At 64.1% G+C, this 24,293-nt stretch carries 24 protein-coding genes; 10 read left to right on the forward strand and 14 right to left on the reverse strand.

The features are described 5' to 3' along the window. Positions 1-184: 184 nt before the first annotated feature. The 4 genes from IY716_RS04270 (at position 185) to IY716_RS04285 (ending at position 3,934) form a co-directional block, all read left to right on the forward strand. Positions 185-1,942, forward strand: coding sequence for an ATP-dependent endonuclease (locus IY716_RS04270; RefSeq protein WP_218220346.1), 1,758 nt, complete (start codon positions 185-187; stop codon positions 1,940-1,942). A gap of 236 nt (positions 1,943-2,178) precedes the next feature. After that, on the forward strand, positions 2,179-2,550 hold the full coding sequence (locus IY716_RS04275) for a DUF2975 domain-containing protein (protein WP_255316425.1): 372 nt from the start codon (positions 2,179-2,181) through the stop codon (positions 2,548-2,550). Continuing rightward, a complete protein-coding gene (locus IY716_RS04280; protein ID WP_192590900.1) occupies positions 2,550-2,756 on the forward strand; it encodes a helix-turn-helix transcriptional regulator in 207 nt (68 codons plus the stop codon). The genes IY716_RS04275 and IY716_RS04280 overlap by 1 nt, the downstream gene beginning before the upstream one ends. Next, the gene (locus IY716_RS04285; RefSeq protein ID WP_218220348.1) at positions 2,753-3,934 is read left to right on the forward strand and encodes an NAD(P)/FAD-dependent oxidoreductase; all 1,182 of its coding nucleotides are present in this window, start codon (positions 2,753-2,755) and stop codon (positions 3,932-3,934) included. Before IY716_RS04280 ends, IY716_RS04285 begins: the two co-directional genes overlap by 4 nt. Here IY716_RS04285 and IY716_RS04290 read toward each other — a convergent pair. From IY716_RS04290 to IY716_RS04325, 8 genes are all read right to left on the reverse strand, one after another. Beyond that, positions 3,931-5,394: a hypothetical protein gene (locus tag IY716_RS04290; protein WP_218220349.1), complete on the reverse strand. Its 1,464-nt coding sequence runs from the start codon at positions 5,392-5,394 to the stop codon at positions 3,931-3,933. The genes IY716_RS04285 and IY716_RS04290 overlap by 4 nt on opposite strands. Continuing rightward, on the reverse strand, positions 5,384-6,379 hold the full coding sequence (locus tag IY716_RS04295) for a hypothetical protein (RefSeq protein WP_218220350.1): 996 nt from the start codon (positions 6,377-6,379) through the stop codon (positions 5,384-5,386). Before IY716_RS04295 ends, IY716_RS04290 begins: the two co-directional genes overlap by 11 nt. Positions 6,380-6,481: 102 nt before the next feature. Then, positions 6,482-7,411 carry a restriction endonuclease gene (locus IY716_RS04300; RefSeq protein WP_218220351.1) on the reverse strand — a complete coding sequence of 310 codons (930 nt, stop codon included), beginning with the start codon at positions 7,409-7,411 and terminating at the stop codon, positions 6,482-6,484. A 160-nt stretch (positions 7,412-7,571) separates the two neighbouring features. After that, positions 7,572-7,760 (reverse strand): hypothetical protein, encoded by a 189-nt coding sequence (locus IY716_RS04305; protein WP_218220352.1) that lies wholly within the window; start codon positions 7,758-7,760, stop codon positions 7,572-7,574. A 164-nt stretch (positions 7,761-7,924) separates the two neighbouring features. Then, complete coding sequence (locus IY716_RS04310) at positions 7,925-8,365, reverse strand: hypothetical protein (RefSeq protein WP_218220353.1); 441 nt, start codon at positions 8,363-8,365, stop codon at positions 7,925-7,927. 44 nt (positions 8,366-8,409) lie between these two features. Further along, positions 8,410-9,468, reverse strand: coding sequence for a PPK2 family polyphosphate kinase (locus IY716_RS04315; protein WP_218220354.1), 1,059 nt, complete (start codon positions 9,466-9,468; stop codon positions 8,410-8,412). Between the two features lie 38 nt (positions 9,469-9,506). Next, entirely contained in the window at positions 9,507-10,397 is an 891-nt protein-coding gene (locus IY716_RS04320; RefSeq protein WP_218220355.1) for a polysaccharide deacetylase, read from the reverse strand. A gap of 57 nt (positions 10,398-10,454) precedes the next feature. Further along, positions 10,455-11,462: an asparaginase gene (locus tag IY716_RS04325; protein WP_218220356.1), complete on the reverse strand. Its 1,008-nt coding sequence runs from the start codon at positions 11,460-11,462 to the stop codon at positions 10,455-10,457. A gap of 221 nt (positions 11,463-11,683) precedes the next feature. Here IY716_RS04325 and IY716_RS04330 point away from each other — a divergent pair, with 221 nt between their 5' ends. Continuing rightward, a complete protein-coding gene (locus IY716_RS04330) occupies positions 11,684-11,866 on the forward strand; it encodes a hypothetical protein (RefSeq protein ID WP_218220357.1) in 183 nt (60 codons plus the stop codon). 234 nt (positions 11,867-12,100) lie between these two features. After that, positions 12,101-13,162 (forward strand): hypothetical protein, encoded by a 1,062-nt coding sequence (locus IY716_RS04335; protein ID WP_218220358.1) that lies wholly within the window; start codon positions 12,101-12,103, stop codon positions 13,160-13,162. Positions 13,163-13,196: 34 nt separating this feature from the next. Here the strand turns inward: IY716_RS04335 and IY716_RS04340 are convergent, their stop codons facing one another. Beyond that, positions 13,197-13,799, reverse strand: a complete 603-nt coding sequence (locus tag IY716_RS04340) for a TIGR03085 family metal-binding protein (RefSeq protein ID WP_218220359.1) — start codon at positions 13,797-13,799, stop codon at positions 13,197-13,199. A 53-nt stretch (positions 13,800-13,852) separates the two neighbouring features. Between IY716_RS04340 and IY716_RS04345 the strand changes: the two genes are divergently transcribed. Next, positions 13,853-14,416, forward strand: coding sequence for a TspO/MBR family protein (locus tag IY716_RS04345; RefSeq protein ID WP_218220360.1), 564 nt, complete (start codon positions 13,853-13,855; stop codon positions 14,414-14,416). 80 nt (positions 14,417-14,496) lie between these two features. Here the strand turns inward: IY716_RS04345 and IY716_RS04350 are convergent, their stop codons facing one another. Together IY716_RS04350 and IY716_RS04355 are read right to left on the reverse strand one after the other, a co-directional pair. Continuing rightward, the gene (locus IY716_RS04350; RefSeq protein ID WP_218220361.1) at positions 14,497-14,757 is read right to left on the reverse strand and encodes a glutaredoxin domain-containing protein; all 261 of its coding nucleotides are present in this window, start codon (positions 14,755-14,757) and stop codon (positions 14,497-14,499) included. A gap of 15 nt (positions 14,758-14,772) precedes the next feature. Then, positions 14,773-16,299, reverse strand: coding sequence for a TIGR01777 family oxidoreductase (locus IY716_RS04355; protein WP_218220362.1), 1,527 nt, complete (start codon positions 16,297-16,299; stop codon positions 14,773-14,775). Between the two features lie 120 nt (positions 16,300-16,419). Here IY716_RS04355 and IY716_RS04360 point away from each other — a divergent pair, with 120 nt between their 5' ends. The 3 genes from IY716_RS04360 (at position 16,420) to IY716_RS04370 (ending at position 20,814) form a co-directional block, all read left to right on the forward strand. Next, positions 16,420-16,788 (forward strand): HNH endonuclease, encoded by a 369-nt coding sequence (locus IY716_RS04360; protein WP_218220363.1) that lies wholly within the window; start codon positions 16,420-16,422, stop codon positions 16,786-16,788. Between the two features lie 42 nt (positions 16,789-16,830). Further along, positions 16,831-19,029 carry a RecQ family ATP-dependent DNA helicase gene (locus tag IY716_RS04365; protein WP_218220364.1) on the forward strand — a complete coding sequence of 733 codons (2,199 nt, stop codon included), beginning with the start codon at positions 16,831-16,833 and terminating at the stop codon, positions 19,027-19,029. 144 nt (positions 19,030-19,173) lie between these two features. Continuing rightward, entirely contained in the window at positions 19,174-20,814 is a 1,641-nt protein-coding gene (locus IY716_RS04370) for an FAD-dependent oxidoreductase (RefSeq protein ID WP_369699586.1), read from the forward strand. Here IY716_RS04370 and IY716_RS04375 read toward each other — a convergent pair. Genes IY716_RS04375 through IY716_RS04385 form a run of 3 tightly spaced genes read right to left on the reverse strand, consistent with a single transcriptional unit; the run spans position 20,792 to position 24,262 of the window. Beyond that, positions 20,792-21,703, reverse strand: coding sequence for a ribokinase (locus IY716_RS04375; protein ID WP_218220365.1), 912 nt, complete (start codon positions 21,701-21,703; stop codon positions 20,792-20,794). The two genes, IY716_RS04370 and IY716_RS04375, sit on opposite strands and share 23 nt — an antisense overlap. Next, positions 21,700-23,373: a dihydroxyacetone kinase family protein gene (locus tag IY716_RS04380; protein WP_218220366.1), complete on the reverse strand. Its 1,674-nt coding sequence runs from the start codon at positions 23,371-23,373 to the stop codon at positions 21,700-21,702. Before IY716_RS04380 ends, IY716_RS04375 begins: the two co-directional genes overlap by 4 nt. Before the next feature lie 16 nt (positions 23,374-23,389). Beyond that, positions 23,390-24,262 (reverse strand): dihydrodipicolinate synthase family protein, encoded by an 873-nt coding sequence (locus IY716_RS04385; protein WP_218220367.1) that lies wholly within the window; start codon positions 24,260-24,262, stop codon positions 23,390-23,392. Between the last annotated feature and the right edge of the window lie 31 nt (positions 24,263-24,293).

The raw sequence follows: 24,293 nt of genomic DNA on the forward strand, positions 1-24,293 counted from the left end.
AGACCAATCCCTTGGATTGAACGCAGATCGGTCCAACAACCTCATAGAATTCCGCTTTTTTGCATCCTACACCTGAGAGTTTGGCGGTGGTGATAGCTAGTGCAGGCAGATTGTGGACGATATGCTGACACTAATGAATTTGGGACCAAAAATTTATTTCATCTGAATTTATAGGAGCTCTCACTTGCGACTGGTTGAAGTCACTGTCAAGAACTACAGGTCTATCGGGTCGCAGACAAAATTCGACGTCGAAGATCTGACAACACTGGTGGGGCCGAACAACGAGGGCAAGTCGAATCTTCTCCGCGCTCTGGGCCTAGGAATGTACCTCATCGAACGCTGGAGCACTCTGCCATCCAATTTATCAGCGCAGGGAGAACTCACCGGCTCCGCCGCAGCATGGGTACTCCGATCCACTCGCGCTTATGGGACATCCCGTCGCCAGGAAAGCATGGGCTACTCCTGGGCAGATGACTACCCACTCGGCAAGCAGGCCCGGTCAGGTACGCATCCGACTGTGCTGAGACTGAAGTTCAGCCTCAACGAAGACGAAGTGACTGAATTCTTCAATGCGACTGGAATCGCGAACAACGGTGAGCTACCTATCGAAATGAGCCTTTCGAGGCGCAGTGCATCGTTCGGTGTCGTGAAACCTGGTCGAGGTGCAGCAAAGCATAAAATGAAGGCTCAAGAGATCGCGAAGTTCATAGCCGACAGGCTGACATTTGTCCTGATTCCAGCGGTACGCACTGTCGAACAAGCGCGGGGTTTATTGAGCGACCTGACACGGTTAAGGATCCGCGAGATTGCAAAGTCTGACGAATATATCGAGTTAACTAGACGCCTTAATGAACTGCGCCAAACCGCAGTGAGTGAAGTCGGCTCGGAACTCACTACTTCGGTCAGTAGGTACCTCCCTTCAGTGACGAATGTAGAGGTTGTTACTACGGACTTCGAGCGGTCTGACTCTGTCGATGATGTTCTAATTGACGATGGATCGGTGACTTCTATTGCTAATAAGGGTGATGGTGTCAAGAGCCTGGTGACTCTGGCTCTTATACAGGAGCTCGCAAGGGAACAGTCCAAAAGTCACAGTTTCATACTTCTTGTGGATGAGCCCGAGGCACACCTACATGCGTCAGCAGTTCATGAGCTACAAATGCTTTTCCATGAACTATCAGCAAAACAGCAAGTAATACTAGCAACACACAACCCGATATTTGTGAATCGTGAAAGAATACGATCAAATGTTCTGGTACAGACCAATGAAGCCAAGCCTGCTAAGAATGTCAACCAAATAAGAACCGCTATTGGAATTGAATCGTACGATAATTTAGATTCTGCAGAAACCGTTGTACTTCTCGAAGGTCTCACAGATCAGACGGTGATCACCCACATTCTTGGCCAAAGCAGACCAACGATACAGTCAGACATTAGGACAGGCCGTGTGGCATTTAAGTCTACCAACGGCGCTACTCGGATGCGGAGTCAGATAATCCGTGAAAAGTCGACGGCTTCCCGGATTATCGCGGTTTTGGACGGAGATCAAGCCGGTCAGCAAGAGGCGAAGCGGCTCATTGAGACAAAAGTTCTGCCGTCCGAGAACATTTTTGTGATTCGAGATACAGCTCGTAAGTACTCCGAATTGGAAGATCTATTCGAGCCATCTTCTTACGTCGGAGCACTTTCTGTCTTATTTGGACGCAATTTTTCCCCACGCCACTTTGCCGACCGGAGTGCAAAATGGTCTACCAACCTATCCCGGGCCGCCACCTCTCTGGGCATTGCAGCCAATGCTGAAGACCTCGAATTAAAAGCGAAGATATGCGTAGCTGAATGCCTCGAAAACTTGGATAGAACGCATATAAAGGAGAGTGCTCAGGACAACATAGAAGCGTTGAGGACCCTCATTTGGCCTACAGCCGAGGAAGCCGCCATCTAGTTCGCTGGCAGCACGAGTTACGCCTCTCGACTTTGTCAACAACAGGGAGGCGCGAGGGACGCGACCATCCACCTGCGAACGTCACTTGTCCTATTGACTATCGACAGATAATCATCGATGATCGAGCTATGACAGGTCAACGTTGGGTTGTTGCCGCCCTCAAGGCATCACTGGTCCTGCTCTTCGGGCTTTTGCTCCTATTCCAGACGATGTCCCTCCCAGGACAGTTCGCACACATGGCACGAGAATCACCCGACATGGCTTTCCTTCGCTGGCCAGCGACCATCATCACGATCTTCTGGGTGCTGTGCGTTCAGGTGGTCATCGTCTGTATCTGGCAGCTGCTCACGCTCGTCCAGAGAGACCGCATCTTCAGCCCCACCTCCATGCGTTGGGTGAACCTGGTACTGGGTGCGATCGGCGCCGCCTGGCTCACCCTCGTGGGAGTGTTCCTCTACATCGGGTTCAACGCGACTGATCCAGGGATCCCGTTGGTGCTCGCTTTGATGGTGGCGGTGGGCGCCGTCGTCGGCCTTGTGGTTGTGGTGATGCGTGCCCTGCTGAAGCAGGCGACCACGCTGCGCACCGACATGGAAGCGGTCATCTGATGCCGATCGTCGTGCGGATTGATGTGGAGCTGGCCAAGAGGAAGATGAGCGTGGGCGAGTTCGCCGAACGAGTCGGGATCACCCCGGCAAATGTTGCCGTGCTGAAGAACGGCCGCGCCAAGGCGATCCGGTTCAGCACGCTAGAAGCCATGTGCGAGGTGCTGGAATGCCAGCCCGGTGACCTCATCGAGTGGGTGGAGGAATGAGCACCCGGGTGCGGCACACCGATGTGCTCGTGGTCGGAGCTGGGCTCGCGGGGCTGCGCGTCGCGACGCTACTGGCCAAGCGCGGGTATTCAGTGGTGGTCATTGACCGACGTCGGGACCTGACCACGTCGATCAGGACCACAGGGATCTTTGTGAGGCGAACCCTGGACGACTACGACCTGCCAGACCACCTACTAGGACCCGCCATACGCAGGGTGGTCTTGTACCCGCCGAGCCTGCGGGATCCCGTGGAGCTGGTCAGCGAGCGCGATGAGTACCGTGTGGGTGAGATGGGCCCGCTCTACGCGGCGGGCGCGCAGGCAGCTGTGGATGCTGGCGCCGAGATGGTGCTCGGGACCAGATATCTGGGTGGCTCCGATGGTCGATACGAAGTGACCGGGCAAGACGGGCCGATGACGGTGCATGCTCGGTTCGTAGTCGGAGCGGACGGCGCCCGGTCGCGGGTGGCGCGTGACCTGGGCCTGGACCGCAATACTCACCTGCTGGTCGGGGCCGAAAACGTCTTCAACGTCTCCGAGCCGGTGGAGTCCGCTGCCTTCCATTGCGTGCTGGATCCGCGGCTGGCACCCGGTTACATCGGTTGGGTGATCAATGACGGAGTCCACGCCCATGTGGGGACTGCCGGATACTCCAAGCGTTTCAACGGCGGGGTGCGCGGAACGCTGGACGAGTTCTCGGCGCGCGCTCCCGCGTTGGCAGAAGCTGACCGCTCCCCCGCTGGGGTGGAACGCCGCGGCGGACCGATCCCGGTGGGCGGGCTGCTCCGCCGGATCAGTTCACCGGACGGACTGCTTGTCGGTGATGCCGCTGGGGCAGTGTCACCCCTGACCGCTGGAGGCCTGGACCCCTGCCTGCGCCTCTCCGACTACGCGGCCGCCGCGCTCGACGAAGCGTTGCAGACCGGACGCCGCGAAGCATTGCGGGACTACGACGGCGGAGCGCTCAGGAGAAAGTTCACCGGGCGCTTGTTGATGCGCCACGCGCTGGCGCAGGTGAGGCACCCTCTGATGGCCAGCGCTGGGTTCCAGGTGCTGCGGACACCGTTCGGACGGGCAGCCGCACGGAAGGTGCTGTTCGGAGACCGGTCATTTCCGGACCTGAGGGGCACCTCATTGGCCCGGGACTGGGCCAAGAGCGTCACGGTCTCGGATACCTAGTCGAGGAAATAGGCAGAGACCTTCTCCTCCGAGTCCAGAACCTCTTCTGAGTCCACACCCAGCTCCACAGCAAGCTCCACTGACCCAAGTAGAGCGATCTCCACGTCTGGAGAGAACGCTCGCTCCAGCAGATCGATGTAGTCCATCAGGGTCGACTCCAGAGCATCAAGAAGCTCCTGGTGCTCAGACGCCAGCTGGGCATCCAACTCGTGCTGCTCCTGTGCATAGCGTTCGACCAGTGCGGCTTCTCTCTCAGACAGCGAAGCGGCGACCGCCCGGTACATCACAGTGCCAACCGTATTGCCGATCACTGCACCCAGGACCGGAACCGGGACGACTACCTGCCCGACCACAGAAGACAGCGCACTGACGGACGCTTTCAGCGAGATCATCTCGGCGTTCTGAATGAACTCAAGCTCGTTGATCTCCCCCATGCGCAGCTGATGAGCCTGCTCGGCGATCCCGAATCCAGCGGTCACGATGGAACTCGCCACCGCTGCTGGAGTCGCAGTGAAGTTCGACAGCGCATAGAGGCTGACACCACGCACAGAACCCTGGACCGCACCAAGACCCGTCACGCCCGCAACATTGATCCAATCCTGTTCGCTGAAGTCCTTGAACTTCTTGCCCTCTCGACGCTTGGCGGCCAATGCCAGGATTAGAGCAACCCCTCCTTCGGCCGCGGCAGCAGCGGCAGTCGCCGTTCCCGCCTGTCGCAGAGAGGGACGGCTATTCTGATAGGCCTCATCGCGCAGCGACCGGTCCGTGGAGTGCAGAGAGTCACGCTCCGCCCCCAAGGTCGATCCGTAAACCTCCCTCTGTACCTGGTGGTACTCCAGTGCCGACGGTTCAAGGGCATCGATGCTCACGGACCCGTCGCCAAAGAAGTCGCGCACTCGCTGCCAGTCCTTGAGCGAGGGGCCCTCCCCGCTCCGCATCAGGAATTTACCGGCTTCCTCGGCAGGGAGATCATGCAAAGCGCGGAGGGACTCGTAGTGGTCACGAGGTATCTGATATTTCCCGCCGTTGGCGACGAAGTCCGGGTACATCGACAAATGCTCTGAGATTGCGCCAAGTCCAAAACGCCCGCCGGACGCCACGAACTTCTGCTGAACCCCAACACCATCGCGCATGAGGTCAATGGGACTGTTGTTGTTGATCCATTGATAGACAGCAGCCTGGCCCTGAACCTGACTACGAGCATTGCCGACACCTACCTCGGCAACTTCGGCGATGAAACCGTGCATCCCCTTGACCCCACCGCGGTTGGTGAACACCACTTCCAGGTCAATGGTCGTGATTGCCTCATCGATGCTAGTCAAGGCGTCTCTGAGGTTCGTATCCTGACGCCTGAGGGAGCTCAACAGCGCGTCCAGTCGAAGCTGATTGAGGTGGTTGACCCAGGCAGCGACGGCTTGTTCCTGATTGCTCTTCGCGAGGTTCTCCGTCTCATTCGTCATGGGCCGGCTCCGGGTCGATCCGGCTGCTGAGCAGCGCCGCACAGGCTTTGGTGTTGTTGACCAGGGCCACCAGCTGCGACTGTTCCTGCGCATTCAAGGCACGAAAGTCAGCGTTGAACAGTCCGACTGACTGTCTGTAGCTGTTCCGGAGTCGTTCGCGAAGGCTGTCGGTGCGCTGGAGGAGGTCTCCGAGCTGCGCGTCCATGAGCCTCACTGAGGCCGTGTTCTGTTTGACCGACTTCAGCGCCTCCTGTCGTGCTTCATGGTTCTCAAACTTCTTCTTGGCGAAGAGCGCAATAGATGTCAGCAGGGTCGCACCTGCGATCGTCCATCCAATGGGGCCAGCCAATGCGAGCAACGTTCCGCCGGCAGCCGTGCCTCCACCACCAGCGGCCAGGGCACCGCCTCCGAGCCAAGCCAGCGCGGACTGTGAGGCTGCTGCCCCAGACAGGGTAGAGATTGCAGTCCCAGTGGAAGCTGTGCCGAAAGTGGTGGCCACCCACATGGCCGCAGTCGGGGCCACGCTGGCAACTGCAGCGCCTGCGGCGAATCCGGCCCCGCTGCTGTATGCCGACTGTCGTGCCGCTTCGAGGTCCCGCAGCCCGAACTCCTCCGCCTCGAGAAAAGTAATCCGGTGAAACTTGATCTCCGCAAGATCAACCTCAAAGGACTTCGGAGTGTTGGCGATGCTGTTCACCAGTTCCTCGATGAGCTGGATCAAGTCGGTGGAACGCTCTCTCTGCAGGAGAAGTGAGACCCCTTTGTCGCTCATCAAGGTGAAGGCGCCGTTGTATGCGGCGATAGCCTCCTCGTACTCATCTGTCTTCTTGTCCGTCAGATTCTCAATGCTCCCCACCGCGGAGTCCTTGAGGTCGCTGACCTGCCCCACAAACTGAGCCGACGTGGTTCGTGCGAACTTGCTGATGTCTCCTGCAGTCTTACCGAAACTGGCCTTGGCATCATCCATTCTGGGTCGTTTGACCATCGAACTCCCCGCTTCTTTTGCTGTTCCATTGCTGGCAAAAGGATATCGGTGACCACCGACATGAAGTTCTTCGGACTCCGGTGCCGATTTATCGCGTGCGGCCTATTCGAAGAAATCTTCATCGATCTCGACGACCGCGTAGGACTGTTTCACCTGAACTCCTACGCCGTATTTGATCATCAGTTCTGCGAGACGCTTCCCGTCGATGAGCACAATGCGTGTTGGGACAGCGCTTGCGTAGTCGCGCGCCCCCTGGGTAAATCTGCTCGAGGTGATGAAAACACCGCGATGCGCCCCGAATCCATGGAGTGCGCCCATGAACGCCTGGATCGACTCGCGACCCACTGAGTTGCCGTCGGCGTAGCGTTTCGCCTGGACATAGATCTGATCCAGGCCCAGAGCATCCTGGTCTATGACCCCATCCACACCGCCATCTCCAGTGCCCCCGATACGTTTTCCGCGCTGTTCCGCACCGCCATAGCCCATAGCCAACAGGACGCTCACCACCGCATCTTCGAAGAAGGTGGGGTTGCTTTCACGGAGCCGCCGAAGCAGCTCCTCCGCGACATTCTCTCTGAGCTGCGCGACCCCTAATTCGACCTGTTCAACAGGGTCGAGGTCGTTCGTCTCGGGATTGGGCGCGGGGACCGAACCCATGCCGCTCGCTTGCGCAGTCTGCGGCCAGTAGTCCTTGAACAGCTGGGTGGCTTCGCTGAAGCTGAGTGACGCGCTCGGGTTTTGGGCAAGCCAGGAGCGTCCTGTCTCGGTGATGCGATAGACCGCGCGCTGCGGGCGTTCGACCCAACCGGCCTTGTAAAGATTGGTTAGTGCCCAACCAACTCGATTCTCAGCACGACCGTCACCTGCCGCCAGAGTCTCTTTCCGAGCCTCATGGGAGATCTCAGCCGCATCCAGGACGCGTGCGATCAGATCTCTACGCGAGATGGTTTCTCCGGTGTTGAGGACCCTTAGAACGTACGGCAAGAAGTGAGGCCAGATGGGGACAGCAGACTCTGTGGGCGACTCACTCATATTTTCCTTCGCAGGGCAGGAATCTCGGGCAGAATGAAAATCATAAATGTCTAAAGCAATCTAGGCGAGGAGATGACTTAGTCGTGATCCTCTGCGCGCCACAGGGCGTGTTCAAAGGGCGTCGAAATCTTGCAGCTCAGCCTAACGGACGGGGGCGACATCACTGCGGCGGGTGTGAGACCTCGACGTCGATCTGGACGTCCACGCCGCCCGTCGCCTCTTCTGCGACTTCCGTGTACTCGCGAACGGCGTCCTCGCTGATCTCATCCTCCGGGTCCCAGACTGTCACCTGGACGATGTCCTCCTCGGCGGAGTACACCGCGCCTTTGACCTGCGGGAGGTCGGTCATGGACTGCAAGACTTCCTCTTCGACGCTCTGCGGTTCCGGCGGCTCGTCCGAGCATGCGGCCAGAAGCCCTGCGGCGAGGGCGAGGGCGGCTGTGATCGCGAGTGGACCGGCTCGCCGGACCCGGTATTGGGCAGCACCTGCTTCTCCCCAGAACTGAACCCCCATCATCGCCCCCGCCGCAGCAGGAGCTGGTGCTTCAGCTCGTCAGCGAGGCTCTCGGACTCCCGCACCTGGATCCGAACGTCTCGTCCGGTGTCCTTCATCTCCAGGACGAGCACCTGGTCACCGCGGATTGCGAGCATCCGGCCGCGGAGGGTGAGGCGCAGGCCTCCTCCACCGCCCCATCCCGGGTCTTTGGCCTGCTCCACGCGCGCTCTGAGAACCCTTTCAAGCCGCACACGCAGCAGCGGCAGGCCCAGGAACCAAGACCGGACACGCAGGTCCTCGTGATCAGAGCTCACATGCACTCGAGCGCAGATCAGCAGCACCAGCGACAGGGCCACCCCCACCCACGCGCAGAGGATCACGACGATGCTCTCGGATTCCAGGGACAGCGTCATCGAAGCTCCGGCAATGACCAGCGCTGCAGCAGCGGAGATCATCATGGCCGGTGAACTCTCTTGGACTGTCACCGTCGCACCGCTGTAGATCATGAGTCGAGCAGTCGCTTCCGTTCGGCCTCCACGTCATAGTCCGCCGCTGGCCAGCGCAGCTTCAGATCCGAGAACGCCGCGATGAGCAGCTCCTGGACCGCGAGCCGGGAGTACCACTTCCGATCCGCCCCGATCACATGCCAGGGCGCGTGGTCGGCGTCGGTGGCTTCCAGCAGGTAGGCGTAGATGGACTGGAACAGCGAGAACTGGGCGCGCGCGTCGGCGTCGGAGGGGTCGTACTTCCAGTGCTTCTCCTCCCGGTCCAGCCGGGAGACCAGCCGGTCCAGCTGCTCCTCCGGGGAGACGTGGAGCATGACCTTGATGATCACGAACCCCTGACGGGCCAGCTCGAGCTCGAACAGCTTCAGCGCTTCGGTGCGGCGTTCAAGCTCCTCCGGGCTCTCGCTGCCGGTGATGGTGGGCACCAGCACGTCCTCGTAGTGGGAACGATCGAAAACCCCCACGTGACCGGGGCGCGGGAGCCGACGGATCACCCGCTCCAGGTAATGCTCGCGGTTCTCCTCCGAAGTGGGCTTGCCGAATCCGGCCACCTCCACCCCCATGGGGTCCATGGAGCTGACCACCTGCTTCACCACCCCACCCTTGCCGGCGGCGTCCATGCCCTGCAGGATCAGCAGCACACGCGGCCCCCGGGCCAGGTTGCTCAGTGCAGTCTCCACCTCCGGAGAGAACAGCTCCTCGCGGCGGGCCTTCTCCGTAGGCGTTCGGCGCGGCACCCGGGCGGCGATGGCCTTGGCCACCTCGCGCTGCTCCGCCTCCGGCGCGGAGGCCACATGGGCCCACATCAGCTCCTGCAGATCAGCGAGCATCTCGGCGCGGTCGGCGAGCGCGTCCTCGCCGTCGTCCTTCTTGCCCTTGAACCCGACCTTCTTGCGGGTGGGCGCGTCGGAGAGGCTGAACGGGGAGGCGAACTGGTTCACCCGCCAAAGACTGCGCGGGTCGCCGTCGAACGGTGTCTTCTTCGCTCCCTTGGGGCCGCGGACACCTGCCAGATCAACATCGAGCGGGGCGGGGTTCTGATCCTTCTTGGGCACGGCGTCTCCTTAGTGCAGGCGGTCTGAGGGTCAGTATGTCAGGTGGACTTTCGCGGTGACCTGCGCAGAAAGTCATCGGCGATGTCATTGAACTGCGCCCACTTCACGCCCTCATGGGAATTGATGTGTTCGATCAGCCGCTCCAGCATCAGCAGCACCTGCGGGCGACCGGAGACGTCCGGGTGGATGGTGATGGTGAAGACCGCGTACTCGCTCTCCCGGTAGACCCAGTCGAACTGGTCGCGCCAGATCTCCTCCAGCTGGCGGGGGTTCACGAAGCCGTGGCTGTTGGGGCTGGACTTGATGAACATCATCGGCGGCAGGTCATCGAGGTACCAGGAGGCCGGGATCTCCACCAGGTCGGTCTCTTCCCCACGGACCAGCGGCTTCATCCAGGAGCTCGCCGGCTTGTCGTAGTCGATCTTCGAGTGCTCCCAGCTGTCCCCTACACGGACGTAGTACGGCTCGAAGTCCCGGTGCATGAGCGAGTGATCATATTTGATGCCCTGCTCCAGCAGCAGCTCATTGGTGATGGTGGAGAACTCCCACCACGGGGCCACATAGCCGGTGGGACGCCGACCGCTGCGCTTCTCGATCAGATCGATGCAGTAGGTGAGGATCTCCGTCTCCTGCTCGCGGGTCATCGCGATCGGGTTCTCGTGGCTATAGCCGTGCACCCCGATCTCGTGGCCGGCCGCGACCACCTGATCGAACTGCTCCGGGAAGGTCTCGATGGAGTGGCCCGGCCAGAACCAGGTGGAGGGCAGATCGTATTTGGCCAGCAGGTTGTTCAGCCGCGGCACCCCGACCTCCCCGGCGAACATGCCGCGGGAGATGTCGCCCGGGGAGTCCTCGCCCCCGTAGGAGCCCAGCCAGCCGCCGACCGCGTCGACGTCGATGCCCAGTGCTACGTAGATCTCTTTCGCCATGATGTGCACCTCTTCCGTGGTGTACCTGGTGTGCGGTGGTCTCTGCGGAGCGGGGCCTCAGGTTCCGGCGGCGACCCGCGCCTGGAGCAACTCGCGCGCCTCCTCGATCGGGTGGGTGCTCTGCAGCAGGGCCATGAGGATCCTTGCCTGGGTGGCCGGCAGCGCGCCGAGCGGGACTGCTCCGGCGGCGACGGCGTCCACTGCTCCCCCACCTCCATAGATCACCGCGACGTGCCCTGCCCCGGTGCGGGTGCCCAGACCCACCAGCACGCCCTGGGCGGTGGCCTCCCGGATGACATCCACCATTGGCGCGCCGGGGTTGCCGGCGCCTGCACCAAGCACCACCAGACCGGTGGACCCCGCCTCCAGTGCGGCGCGCAGAAGGGCGCCGTCGGCCCCGGGGTAGCCCAGCACCATGTCCACACGCTGGGCCTCGAAGGACTCATCGGGCAGTGGCAGCGGCTCGACTCGTCGGGCTGTGGCGAAGAAGTGAGGCCTGGACTCGACGACGCCGCCCAGCACACCCCCGCTGGAGTGGCTGAAGGGCTGCATGTCCAAGGTGTGAGCCTTACGTGTGCCCAAGGCGCTGTGGATCGCACCACCGAAGCTCAGGAGCACCCCCTGGTCTCGGGATTCCGGAGCCGCCGCGATGAGGATGGCCTCATGCAGGTTGCGCGGGCCGTCGCTGTCCGCGTGGTCCGGGCTGCGCTGGGCTCCGGTGAGCACCACCGGCCTGGGGTCATCATGGGTGAAGCCCAGGAGCGCGAGGCTCTCCTCCATGGTGTCGGTGCCATGAGTGACGACGACGCCGTCCACGTCCTCCCGGCGAAGGATCTCTGCGACTGCATGGGCGATCCGGGAGAGGTCCGCGAAGGTGAAGCTGAAGGAGTTCTTCACCGAGATGTCCTGCGCCTCGAGCTCGATCCCGTCTCCGAAGTCGCCGAAGCCCCGCTCGGGAAGGGCCTCGATCAGGTCGGCCGCGGTGTCACTGGCCCTGGAGCCGCCCTCGGCGCTGGTGCGCGATGCGATAGTGCCACCGGTGGCGAGTACTACGATGCGGGTCACGTCAGTCTCAATTCCGCTGGACGTACTTTTCGCTTTCGAGTCCATCACAGACTGGCGGACGTCACAACGGCTCCGGCGAGGCAGCCCCAGCACTCCCGTATCGACGAAGGTGCCCAATGAGGTGAGTCTCGTGCTTGGTCCTTTACACGTTGACCTCAATCTAGTTCGCTCATTCACGTATCCAGGAAGGAGCACGGACGATATTCCGTCCCAGGAGAAACATGATGGAGACCAAGGTCAGAATGCCGCTTATCGCCGCCTGGACTGCGTTCGCTCTCGCGCTGATGATCAGGTGGACGCTTGATGCAGGGAACATTCTGATGGTCTTGACCGGAGTGATCGCGCTGAGCATCACCGGGGTCGCCGTCACGCGAAACAGGTCTGGCCCCGGACCGACCCCATGATCTAGGTCGATAGGCAGCGAAGATTCACGGGTACCCGCGCCAGTACAAAGACCCGGGTCACGTCAGCTCGATTCTGCGGGACGCCTCTGTCTGTTCCGGGTCCGTGACCGGGCCGCGTGCAGAAGAATGCTGTCGCCTCACCGCTGGCGGGGCTACGCTCGAAGGAAACCCTCGTGTGGAGCTCTTCCCGATATGGGCCCGGTCCCGCGCGGGGAAACCTAGGGAGAACTCCAGATGTCGTCCTCCGATACCCCGCTGCGCGTCATGTTGATAGCGGATCCGGGCGTGGCCGCCCGCCGTATCCACAAAATCACCGACCAGTTCACCGATGAGGTGAAGGATGTGATGACCAAGGACGTCGAGGTGGTCGTGGAGACTCGCAGCGTGCGAATCAGCCCCGACGGCACTCTCGACATCACGGCGATCGGTGAACTCGACGCCGAGCACCTCGATGCAGATGCTGTCTTGGTGCTCACGGAAGTGCCGCGCTACGAGGAGGGAAACCCGCTGGTCGCGGAGATCTACTCCGAGAAGCGGACTGCGATCATCTCCTTCCCGACGCTGGGAGTCTGGGCCACCAAGCGCCGAATCCGTGAGATCTTCATGGACTGCCTTCTGCGCCTGCTCCCCGCCGAGCACCGGCCCGTGGGCGAGAAGTACACCCAGCGATGGACCGAATGGAGGTCCACAGATCAGGGCGATAAGCACCGTCTCTTCGCCCACACCATGACCGGGGATCCACGCACCATTCTCGGCATGACGGTGGCCAATGAGCCGCTGCGGACCGCGCCCAAACTTTCGGGCGCGCTGGCCGCGGCGTCGGCGATGGGCGCATTCGGGATCTTCTACTACTCCATCTGGGAGATGGCCGATGCCCTGAGCACCGTGCGGCTCCTCTCGATCGGCGCGGCGGTGATACTCAGCATGACCGCGTGGCTCATCTTCACCAACGGGCTCTGGGACAAGCCCTCGAGCCGCCACCCCGGACGAGTGGTGATGCTCTACAACGGCTCCACCGTGATGACCCTGCTCGTCGCGGTGGGTGTGCTGTATCTGGCGCTGGTCGTGGGAATCTTCCTCGGAGCCCTGGTCGTCATCGACCCAGATTTCCTGGCCGAGCTGATCGGCGAAGATGTAGATATCTTCAACTACCTCGACATTGCATGGCTCAGCGCCGCGATGGGGGTCGTCGCTGGTGCCATCGGTTCAACCTTCGACTCCAACATGGACGTCCGTCGCATCACCCACGGGCAGCGCGAGTTCCAACGCAGGTATTCGGAAGAGGACCTCGCCTAAGCGAACTGCCGCGTCGCTGGTTCGCGGACCGGGCTCAGATCTCGGTGATCTCGACCTGCGCCTTTTCCTCGCGGCCGAAGGCCCAGAGCAGCAGCTCCTCGGGTGCGCCCTTGATCTGGCGCTTCGGGGCGTCGGACGGGCCGTGAGTCTTGGACCCGTATCCGGGGCTGAGGAAAGTGATGCGCTGCTTTGCGCCGCGTGCCGCCATCGGGAACATGAGCGCGCCCTGTTTCCATAGCCGCTTGCGCAGCTTCTCGGAGATCACCCGCGGGCTGCTCGGATCGAAGCCCGGCTGGGCGCGCAGGACGTCTTCGGTGTGGATGTAGAACTCAGCGGTGTTCATCATGTCGTTCAGCGGCGGCAGGGACTGCGGGAAGTACGGCGGGGGCCCGGCCTCCGCTCGCTTGACCAGTTCCGCATACCCGGTGTTGCGCAGGTTCTGCAGGGCCTTGCTCGCCCAGTCCCCGACCAGGGGCAGCTGCGGGCCGACCAACAGGTCCGGGCGGGAATCACGGATCACGATGTGCAGCGCGAGGTCCTCGGCCGCCCACCCTTCACAGAGCGTCGGCGCATCGGAAGTCACGCCGCGCAGGGCGGTGACCAGGGCTTGGCGTTGCTCGGAGGCTGTAGAGGTCATGGGCCCAAGTGTAAGGTCGAGGGGATCAGTTGGGTACGGGAAGGACCACAATCATGACGCCATACAGGCCCTCCGCCGCCAGTCCAGACACTCCGGGTGACATCGGCACCACGTCCAGCCCGGACTCCTCGCTCAGGCAGATCACAGCCCTGATCCTCTTCGTGGTCATCCCGCAGGCAGTCGGGCTGCTCGGAAGCCTGCTGACCTCTGCGCAGGTCGACGGCTGGTATGCCGAGGCCAGAAAGGCCCCCTGGACTCCGCCGGATGCGGTCTTCGGTCCCGTCTGGGCGGTGCTGTATCTGCTCATGGGCGTGGGAGCGTGGCTGATCTGGCGCAAGCGACACTGGCTCAACGCCCGTCCCGCGCTGAGCATCTTCGTGGTCCAGCTGGTCCTGAACAGCATCTGGTCTCCGCTGTTCTTCGGCGGCTACCCCTGGTTCGGCGCGGCCGCATTGTGGATGGCGCTGGCGCTCATTCTGGTGCTGATCCTCGCCATCATCGAGACGATGCGCAGGTTCTGGCCGCTCTCCCGGGTGGCCGCGCTGCTGCTGACCCCGTACCTGGTGTGGACGATCTACGCCTCCACGCTGAACCTCTACATAGCGCTGACCGACTGACCGCGGCGGGGTCCGCCCGCTGGGCGGTGGGGCACACCCGCCAGACGGTCGGGCGCACCCGCCGTCGCGCCGTCGGGAACTCAGTCGGAGAGCAGAAGCTCCCTGACCTTCGCCTCGACGTCGGCGTTGGTCGGCTCCACCTGGTGGGAGCCGTCCGGGTAAAGCAGCACCGGGATGCGCGTGCGCCCGGAGATTTCCTCGGCCACCTTCGCCGCGGCGGGGTCCTGCTCCAGGTCGATGTACTCGTAGTCCAGTTCCAGCTCGTCGAGCTGCGCCTTGGTGCGCCGGCAGTCGCGGCACCACTGCGCGCCGAACATCCGAATCTGTGAAGGTGATGTCATCGTTCCCGTGTCCTCTCAGCTGCCCAACACATGTTCCAGGGCCTCTTTCAATGTGTGGTGGCGGAAGGCATATCCCAGCGATTCCGCCTTCACGGCGCTGACCTGCTGATCGGCACCGACGATCTCCTTGGCTCCCTGCTCGCCGAGCACCAGCTTCGGTCCGAAGGCGGGCACCGGGATCGCGGAGGGTCGGCGCATGACTGAGGCCAGGGTCTTGGAGTACTGCTTGGCAGTGACCGGTTCCGGACCGACCCCGTTGACCGGACCCTCGGCGCGCGGGCTCAGCACCAGGTGGACGATCAGTGCGGCAATGTCATCGATGCTGATCCAGCTCTGCCATTCCTTGTCGCCCAGCGGACCGCCGGCGCCCACCGTGTAGAGCGGCAGCAGCTGAGCCAGTGCACCACCGGCGGGGGTCTGCACGATTCCGGTGCGGACCATGGCAGTGCGCACGCCCGCGTTCCTGGCGGGGGCGGTGCTCTCTTCCCACTTCTCGCAGACCTCGGCGAGGAAGTCGGTGCCGGCCGGTGAGTCCTCGGTCAGGATGGTGCTGCGGCTGGCGCGGTCGGCCGGCGTCGCCCCGTAGTAACCGATCGCGGATCCGCTGATCAGCACGCGACTGCGGGGGTCTTCGGTCTCCAGGCTTGCCAGCGTGGTGGCGATCAGCGACGTGCCGTCGACTCGGGAGTCCAGCACCTTCTTCTTGTGCTCTTCGGTGAAGCGGGAGGCCAGCGGGTGCCCGGCCAGATGAATGACCGCGTCCACATCCCTCAGCGACTCCGGGTCCAGCGTGCCGGCGTCGGGGTCCCAGGCGATGTCGCCGGCCTGCAGATGCACCGAGTCCGCGGAACCGCGGACCATGCGGCGGACCTCGATCCCCGCACCGCCGAGCAGAGCGCAGACCTGCCGTCCGATGAGACCGGAGGCCCCACTCACCGCGACCACCTTCACCGGTGCAGACTCCGGCACGTGGTGCGAGTCCAGCGACTGCTGTGAGGCGAGGCGTCCGTGGGCCTGGTGGAAGGCGAGGTCGTCACGGCTCTGACGCTCCCGGAAGGCGAAGATGCGATGCAGCTCGGCCTCGAACTGACGAGCGGCGACCTTCTGCACCGCGGCGGGGAGCTTGTCGATGAGGGGAAGCTCGTAGGTGACCTTCTCCCGCAGCACCATGCTGGTCCCGTCGTCTTCGAAGCTGCGGTCGTGGCGCCAAGACTTGGCGGGCCCAGAGATCATCTCATCGGCGAAGCCCCGGCCGGGCACGAAATCTGTATGCCGTGCGCGCCATTTGGTGTAGCCGCGCACCGGCAGCGAACTCGCGGACCCGGCCATGTCGGCCAGCCCGGCCAGTGTGGTGCCGAAGATGCTGGGCAGGTTCATCCCGAGCACCGATTCAGAACCGTCCTGCAGGCCGTTGCTGGGCTCCTCGAGCACGCGGCCCGCGAAGGGCGGGTGCAGCCTCACCAGGGCCCCGGGGCGGGAGTACCAGTCGAAGACGTCTTCGCGGTGAAAGGGCAGGTGGGTCTCGTACTCGAAGATCGGCATGATGCCTCCTGATGGGCGCGACTCGTCAACTTAGCCGGAACGCTACCAGGCGGCGCTCCCCAGTGTCTGAACGAGGTGTGGGTCCCGCTGTGGCAACCCGCGCGGTGCTAATCTCAGGCCATGCCTGCTCGTACTTCCCGCCGCGCCCGCGCCGCCCGGAAGCGGACCAAGCGCGTGGCGGCCTCCGGAAGCGACCTCACGGCGGAGCAGTGGTTCAGCATCCTCGAAGCATGGGCCTGTTGTGCCTACTGCGGGGCCGACGGCGCCGCACTCCAGAAGGACTGTGTCTCCCCCATCTCCCGGGGTGGCCGCTACACGCTCGACAACGTGGTCCCTGCCTGCGGATCCTGCAATGCGAGCAAGTCCAATGCCGAAGTCACCTCATGGATGCGACGGCGGCGCCTCGATGAGCCGGCGTTCCTGCGACGCTGGGTCGAGGTCACCCGCGCCCTGCGCACGAGCGAACCGCTTCCGGAATCCTCGCCCTGAGAGGCCTCCGCCCGTGTCCTAGGGCTGTGACAGAGTAAACGTGTGAGCACCTCAAGCACGGACACCGCCAGCCCTTCGCCCTCCGACGCCGAGGCGCGCCTCGCCGAGCAGGATCCGGCCTTCCACGCCGAGGCCCGCGAGCGCCTGGCCGCATTGGCCGGAGCCAAGGTGGACTTCCGGCAGGGCCAGTTCGAGGCGATCTCTGCCCTGGTCCAGCAGCGACGCCGCGTGCTGGTGGTGCAGAAGACCGGTTGGGGCAAGTCAGCGGTCTACTTCCTCGCCGCCCACCTGCTGCGCAGCCGGGGCCGAGGCGTGAGCCTCATCGTCTCCCCGCTGATCGCGCTGATGCGGGATCAGATCGCCGCCGCCACCCGCGCCGGGGTGCGCGCCCAGGCGGTGAGCTCCGCGAACGCCCATGAATGGGACACCATCATGGAGTCCCTGCGCAATGACGAACTCGACGTGCTGCTGATCTCCCCAGAGCGTCTGGCCAATCCCCGATTCCGCGACGAGGTCCTTCCCGGGCTGCTGCAGCGCATGGGCATGCTCGTGGTGGATGAGGCGCACTGCATCTCCGACTGGGGCCACGACTTCCGGCCCGACTACCGTCGGATCGGAGAGATCGTACGCAACCTCCCCACCGAGGTCCCCGTGCTCGCCACCACCGCCACGGCCAACTCGCGGGTGGTCGATGACATCGCCGCTCAGCTGACTCCCGCCGGCGAACAAACCCGCGGCGCCGGCGAGCACCCAGACAAAGAGGTCCTCGTGCTGCGCGGCACGCTGAGCCGTGAGTCGCTGCGCCTGGGCGTGCTCTCGCTGCCGGATTCCGAGCAGCGAATCGCCTGGCTGACCCAGCACCTGGAGGACCTCACCGGCAGCGGGATCGTCTACGCGCTGACCATCTCCCAGGCCACGGACCTCGCCGCGCACTTGAACGCACACGGCTACAAGGTCGCGGCCTATACGGGGCAGACCGACCCTGACGAGCGCCAACAGCTGGAGCAGGCGCTGAAGGACAACACCGTGAAGGCGCTGATCGCGACCAGCGCGCTGGGCATGGGCTTCGACAAACCCGATCTCGGCTTCGTGGTCCACCTCGGCGCACCGTCGTCCCCGGTCTCCTATTACCAGCAGATCGGTCGTGCGGGCCGCGCCGTGGACAGCGCGGACGTGCTGCTGATGCCCGGCAAGGAGGACGTCCGCATCTGGGAGTACTTCGCCCAGGCCTCCATGCCCACCCAGGAGCGCGCCGATGCGGTGCTGCAGGCCCTCTCCCCGGAGACCACACTCTCCGTGGCGAAGCTCGAAGCCATGGTGGAGATCCGCCGCTCCCCGCTCGAGCTGCTGCTCAAGGTCCTCGAGGTCGACGGCAGCGTCCGCCGCGTCTCGGGCGGATGGCTCTCCACCGGGGTTCCGTGGACCTATGACGCCGAACGTTACGACACCATCCTGGCCATGCGTCGCGCCGAGCAGCAGCTCATGCTCGATTACGAGCGTCTGCCCCAAGGGCAGTGCCGGATGGTCTTCCTGGCCCACGCCCTCGACGACGACGCCGCCCAGCCCTGTGGGCGCTGTGACACCTGCGCAGAGACCTGGTTCCCGCAGGACGTCTCCCAGCCCGCCCTCGCCGAAGCCAAGGCGAGCCTGGACCGGGTCGGTCTGGAGATCGCCCCGCGCAAGCAGTGGCCCACCGGGTTGGGGGCGCTGGGCATCTCTCTCAAGGGCAAGCTTCCCGCCGAAGCTCTGGCCGAGCCCGGGCGCGCGCTGGCCCGGCTGAGCGACCTCGGATGGGGCACCCCCGTGCGCGAAGCCCTGCAGGGCGAGGACACAGAGGTCTCGGAGCAGCTGGTGCGCGGAGCAATCCGGGTCCTGGCCGAATGGGGGTGGGCGCGGCGTCCCGACGTCGTCGTCTCCATGCCCTCGAGGAAGCATCCAGTGCTCGTGGAATCGCTGGCGCAGTCGCTGGCCCGGGTGGGGCAGCTGCCCTATGCCGGCGCCCTGGAGTGGGCCGATGGTGGGCCTACCAGCTCCCCAGACACCAACAGCGCCTTCCGGCTGGCCGGACTGCTGGGCAAGTTCGGGGTCTCCTCCGAACTCGCTGGCCGGATCGAGGGAGCGTCCGTGCTGCTGGTCGATGACGAAGTGGTGTCCCGTTGGACGCTCACCGTGGCGGCGCGGGAGCTCCGCGGCGCCGGTGCCGCCCAGGTGCTGCCCTTCGCGCTCGGGATGCGCGGCTGAGCCACTGAGCCCGCCAAGCACCGCGGGCGCCACGGATGGCTTCCGGGACGCCAATGCTGGATACTCCCAGCTCCAGCCCCCAGGATGAAAACCACAGCCCGGTACAGCATCTAGCACTCGCAACACCCTGAGGAAGGACGCCCCGTGAATTCGCAGCCCGCGCACTCCACCTATGAGCCGTCGAACACCCAGCGCTCCCTGTGGCTGGACACCCACTCCCCCGAGTCGATCGCCACGGACTCCTTCACCGAGGGCGCCCACTATGACACTGTGGTCGCCGGCGCCGGTCTGACCGGGCTCACCACGGCGGTGCTGCTCGCGCGGTCCGGGCACAAGGTGGCAGTCCTGGAGGCTCGCGCGGTCGGCGTCGTCGCCACCGGGAATACCACCGCCAAACTGTCGCTGCTGCAGGGCACCAACCTCTCCAGCATCCGAAAGCACCATTCCGATGAGATCCTCCAGGCCTACGTGGACGGCAATCAGGAGGGACAGTCCTGGCTGGTCCGCTACCTCGAGGAACACGGCGTGCCCTACCAGCGGCGCACCGCCTACACCTATGCGGCCACCGAATCCGGTCTCTCCTCCCTGCGTGAGGAGCTCGCGGCCTGCCAGAACGCGGGGCTGCCGGTGGAATGGACCGAGAAGACGGGCCTCCCCTTCCCGGTCAGCGGTGCGGTGGCGCTCAAGGACCAGGTCCAGTTCCACCCCATGGAGGTCCTCGCGGCACTGGCCGCGGAGCTGCGCCACCGAGGCGGTGAGCTCATCGAGGGTGTGCGGGTCACCGGAGCGAGCTCCGGCGACGGCTCCTGGCGGGACACTGAGGCGGATGCCGCCCGGAGCTCCACTGACGATGACACCGAGGGCTCACCGCTGACCGATACAGCGCCGGAGATCGATTCAGCGCCGCTGAGCGTGCAGACCAGTCAGGGCAGTGTCACGGCGGGCCGGCTCATGCTCGCCACCGGTGTGCCGGTGCTGGATCGCGGCGGTTACTTTGCCAAGCTCAAGCCGAATCGGTCCTACGCGATGACCTACCGGGTGCCTGACTCCCCCGCGAGCATCCCGCAGGGGATGTACCTCAGCGCAGATTCTCCCGGCCGGACGCTGCGCACGGTTCCGGTCAACGGCGAGGAGCTGCTGCTGATCGGCGGCAATGACCACGTGGTGGGTCGCTCCGCGTCCGAGGCCGCCGCCGTGCAGGACCTCGAGGACTGGGCGCAGGAGCATTTCCCCGGCGCCGAGCGGACCCATGTCTGGTCGGCACAGGATTACCGCACCTCGCAGTATGTTCCCTTCTTCGGGAAGCTGCCCCGCGGCGGCGGAAAGATCTACCTGGCTACCGGATACAACAAGTGGGGCATGTCGAATGCTGTGGCGGCAGCCCTTGCGATCTCTGCAGAGATCCTCGGTGGGCATATGGCCTGGGCCGAGACGCTGAGCGCCCGGATGACCTCACCGTCCGATGTGCTCACCGGGCTCAAGGACAACGCCGAGGTCGGCGCCACCATGGTCGCCGGCTGGGCCGCGGCGGAGGCCCATGCCCTCCCCGAGGGCGCACCCGGCGAAGGTGCAGGCACTGTCGGACGCGAGCACGGCAAGCCGGTCGGGATCTCCACCGTTGATGGAGAGACGTGCAAAGTCTCGGCGATCTGCCCCCACATGGGCGGGGTGCTGAAGTGGAACGACGCCGCACTGTCCTGGGACTGCCCGCTGCATGGTTCGCGTTTCGCCGCGGACGGCGACCTTCTCGAGGGCCCCGCGGTCACGAACCTGTCGAAGCTGTGAAGTCACGCGGGTAGGAGCTCTGCGCGCCGAAGCGGGTCGCGGCGTCTGCTGCGAACCTCGCGGCCGTGGTGGCCGCTGTCTGCAGGCTGTCTCCGCAGGTGAGGCGGCCCACCAGGGCGCCCGCGAAGGCGTCTCCGCAGCCGCTGGTATCCACGGCCTTGACCGGCACTCCGGGGACCTCCACGGCGGGCTGTCCTCTGCGGTGCAGCACCGCGCCCTCGCCGCCGCGGGTGACGATGAGCGTCTCGAGGCCGAGCAGGGCTGCCGGGTCAGCGGGGTCGGAACTCGCGGGGTCGGAACTCGCGGCCTCGGTCTGGGGTGCTCCCTCCAGAAGGTGCTGGGCTTCCCCCTCATTGACGGTGACCATATCCACGTTCTGCAGATCCACGGCCCCGGCGGGCAGCGGTGAGGCGTTCAACGCCACCTTCGTCCCGGCGGCGCGCGATCGGGCGGCCATCTCCAGGACCGTCTCCAGGGGGACCTCCAGGCTCAGCAGCACCCATGCTGCCCGTTCCAGCAGGGCTGGCGGGCAGTCATCGGCGGTGAGCTCAGCGTTGGCGCCTGGGACCACGACGATCGTGTTCTCACCGTCCGCGCGCACGGTGATGAACGCCATCCCCTGTGCACCGCGTCCTGGTGTGACCGCCTCGGCGCGGACCCCTGCCTCCAGAAGGGAAGTCACGGCCTCGGTGCCGGCGGTATCGGCGCCGCAGCGGGCCACCAGATGGGAGTCAGCGCCCACCAGTGCGGCGGCCACGGCTTGATTGGCGGACTTGCCCCCCGTGGCGGTCTCTGCCGCGCGGGCGAGCACGGTCTCACCCGGCTGGGGGAACTCGCCCAGCTGTGCGGTGATGTCTCGGTTCACCGATCCCATGACCAGCAGTGTCATGCTTTGCCTCCTTTGACGGCGGCCAGCTCATGGAGGAAGTGGACAACAGCGGCGCTGCCCGGATCTCGCTGGCCCTGAGTCCTCGAGCCCTGCCACGCAGCTCGTCCTCGACGATTCTCCCAGGCATCGGATTCTTCAAGCAGCTCCTGTGCGCGTGCCGCGAGCTGCCGCGCTGGAGCAGGTGACTTCTCCTCCAGGAGCGGAATCAGGACGTCCAGCAAGGTCTTGTCTCCAGGAGTGGCTCCGCCGCGCTCTGCGACACGTCCGACGAATGCTCGAAGCACCTCATTCTCAGCACCCACTATCGAGCGATCGCGCAGCGTCTCGGCTGCCGCCAATGCCCCTGCGCCTGTAAGTGCCGCGAAAGTGGAGGGATTCGCCTCAGCGAAGACCTGGGCTGCCACGATCAGGACATCTCGATCAGCTGCATCTTCCGGGATGGCGTCAAGCGCCTGCACCACGGCCTCAGCCCCGGCAGAGACGGTGATGCCCAGGTCCCCGTCACCGATCACGGCATCCAAGTCACGCAGCTCGTCTTGGTGCGTGAGCATCTGCGGCATCACTGCAAGCAATAGAGAACGAAGCTCGCTTGGCGTGCCGGTCTGTGTCACGTCCCGCAACGGCGACACGACATTCTGGGGCGTCCGTTGCCACGCTGTAGGCCCGCTGGACCCGCTCTTGAAGAACGGGGAGTCTGCCGGAGCCGCCAACAACGCGTCCAATTCCTCGTCGACTTCCAGAAGCGTCACCGAGGCGCCGGCCATCTCGAGACTTGTCACGTAGTTGCCGACGAAGCGATGGGCGATCTGCACCCCCCGACTGTCCAAGACCTCAGCGACCCGCCGATAGATCAGGTACAGCTCCTCCAGCGGCGTCGCGCCCAGACCGTTCACCAGGACTGCCACCCGCGTTCCGTGTTCCAGCGTGAGCTCTTCGCCCAGCTCCGTGAGAAAACGGTCGGTGATGGCATCAGCCGGTTCCAGGGGTCCGCGATGTGTGCCCTGCTCGCCATGGATGCCCACACCGATCTCCATCTCGCCCTCATCGAGGGTGAAGGTGGGTTCCCCCGCGGCGGGAAGGATCGTCGGGGCGAGACCCACGCCCATGGTTCGGCTGCTGTCGACTGCTCTCTGCGCCAGACGTGCGACCTCCTTCAGCGAGGCGCCGGCCTCCGCTGCGGCTCCAGCGATCTTGTAGGCAAGGACGAGCCCCGCGATCCCCCGTCGTCGGTCTTTCTGGTCTTCCGGTGCCGAGAGGATGTCATCGTTGCCGATGACCGTTCGGGTGGCTATGCCTTCTGCCTCGAGCAGGTCCCCGGCGAGATCGAAGTTGTAGATGTCGCCTCCGTAGTTGCCGTAGAGGAACAGCACGCCGGCCCCGCCTTCGGTGTCCCGGGCAGCCTGGTAGACCTGGCTGGCCGAGGGCGAGGAGAAGACATTGCCTACGGCAGCCGCGGAACACAGTCCACGACCCACGTACCCAAGGAACAGCGGCAGATGTCCGGACCCGCCCCCGGTCACGATCGACACTCGTCCGTCCTGCGGCGCATCGGTTCGCGCCATCGCACGGCCAGCGGGGTCCACTGGACGCAGTCGTTCCGCGTGGGCGTGGTAGATGCCATCAATGACTTCATCGACGAACACTTCGGGCTGATTGATGATCTTGCGCACGGGGCGCCTCCTGAACTTAGGCCGAGGCGAATTCGGCGGCGAGAGCGGTGATGGACGAACGGTCGGCTTCTCCTGCGGGGGCCACCGCGGAGCGGACGGGTCCGCCGGCGAAGCCTCGTGCCGACACCCCCGCCTTCAGATGCGTCAAGCTTCCAGCATTGACTGCTGAAACCGCCCGCTCGACCTGGCTCTGAGCCTGACGCACGGCCTCGGGATCTCCCTCGATGAGCGCGTCACGCAGGGCGATGAAGGGTTCGGGGTAGACAGAGGAGACACCCGAGATGATGCCGTCACCCCCTGCTGAGCTGAACCACTCGAAGGACACGTCATTGCCCGAGAACACCGAAAAGCCCGTGGGGCGATGCGCCAGATACTGAGCAACGGTCTCGTCCGATTCACCGCTGATCTTCACGCCGGCGAGGCCAGCCTCAGCGAAGGATGCCAGCATGGTGGGGGTGGACCGCGTCGATGTTCGGGCCTCAAACAGGTAGGCGAAGAGATCGGCGCCCTCCGCCTCGTGAGCGACGTGCTCGTAGTAGCGAAGTGTCTCGGCCTCAGGCGCTGATTGATAGTACGGTGTCACCGCGGCGAGCTTGCGTGCTCCTCGCCGCACGGACTCCGCCGCCAGTTCACCGGCCTGCTTGGCCGATGGGGCGCCGACGTGGAAGTAGGTGCGCTCAGGACCGAAGACTTCGAGAGAAAGGTCCAGCACCGCGAGCTTCTCCGCGTCAGAGAGAGTGGGGAACTCTCCGGTGGTCCCTGCAGAGAAGATCGCGTCCACTCCGGACTCCTTGAGCCAGTTCAAGTGTTCGCGTATACCGGTCTCGTTCAAGTCCCAGGTCTGGTGAAACAGGGTTGGAGTGGCAGTGATGACGACGGGGTGTGGCATGAGAGTCCTTTCGAGTGTTCCGCAGCGCTGA

The organism is Nesterenkonia sp. Act20 (assembly GCF_019173455.1).
In the GTDB taxonomy this organism is placed as follows: domain Bacteria; phylum Actinomycetota; class Actinomycetes; order Actinomycetales; family Micrococcaceae; genus Nesterenkonia.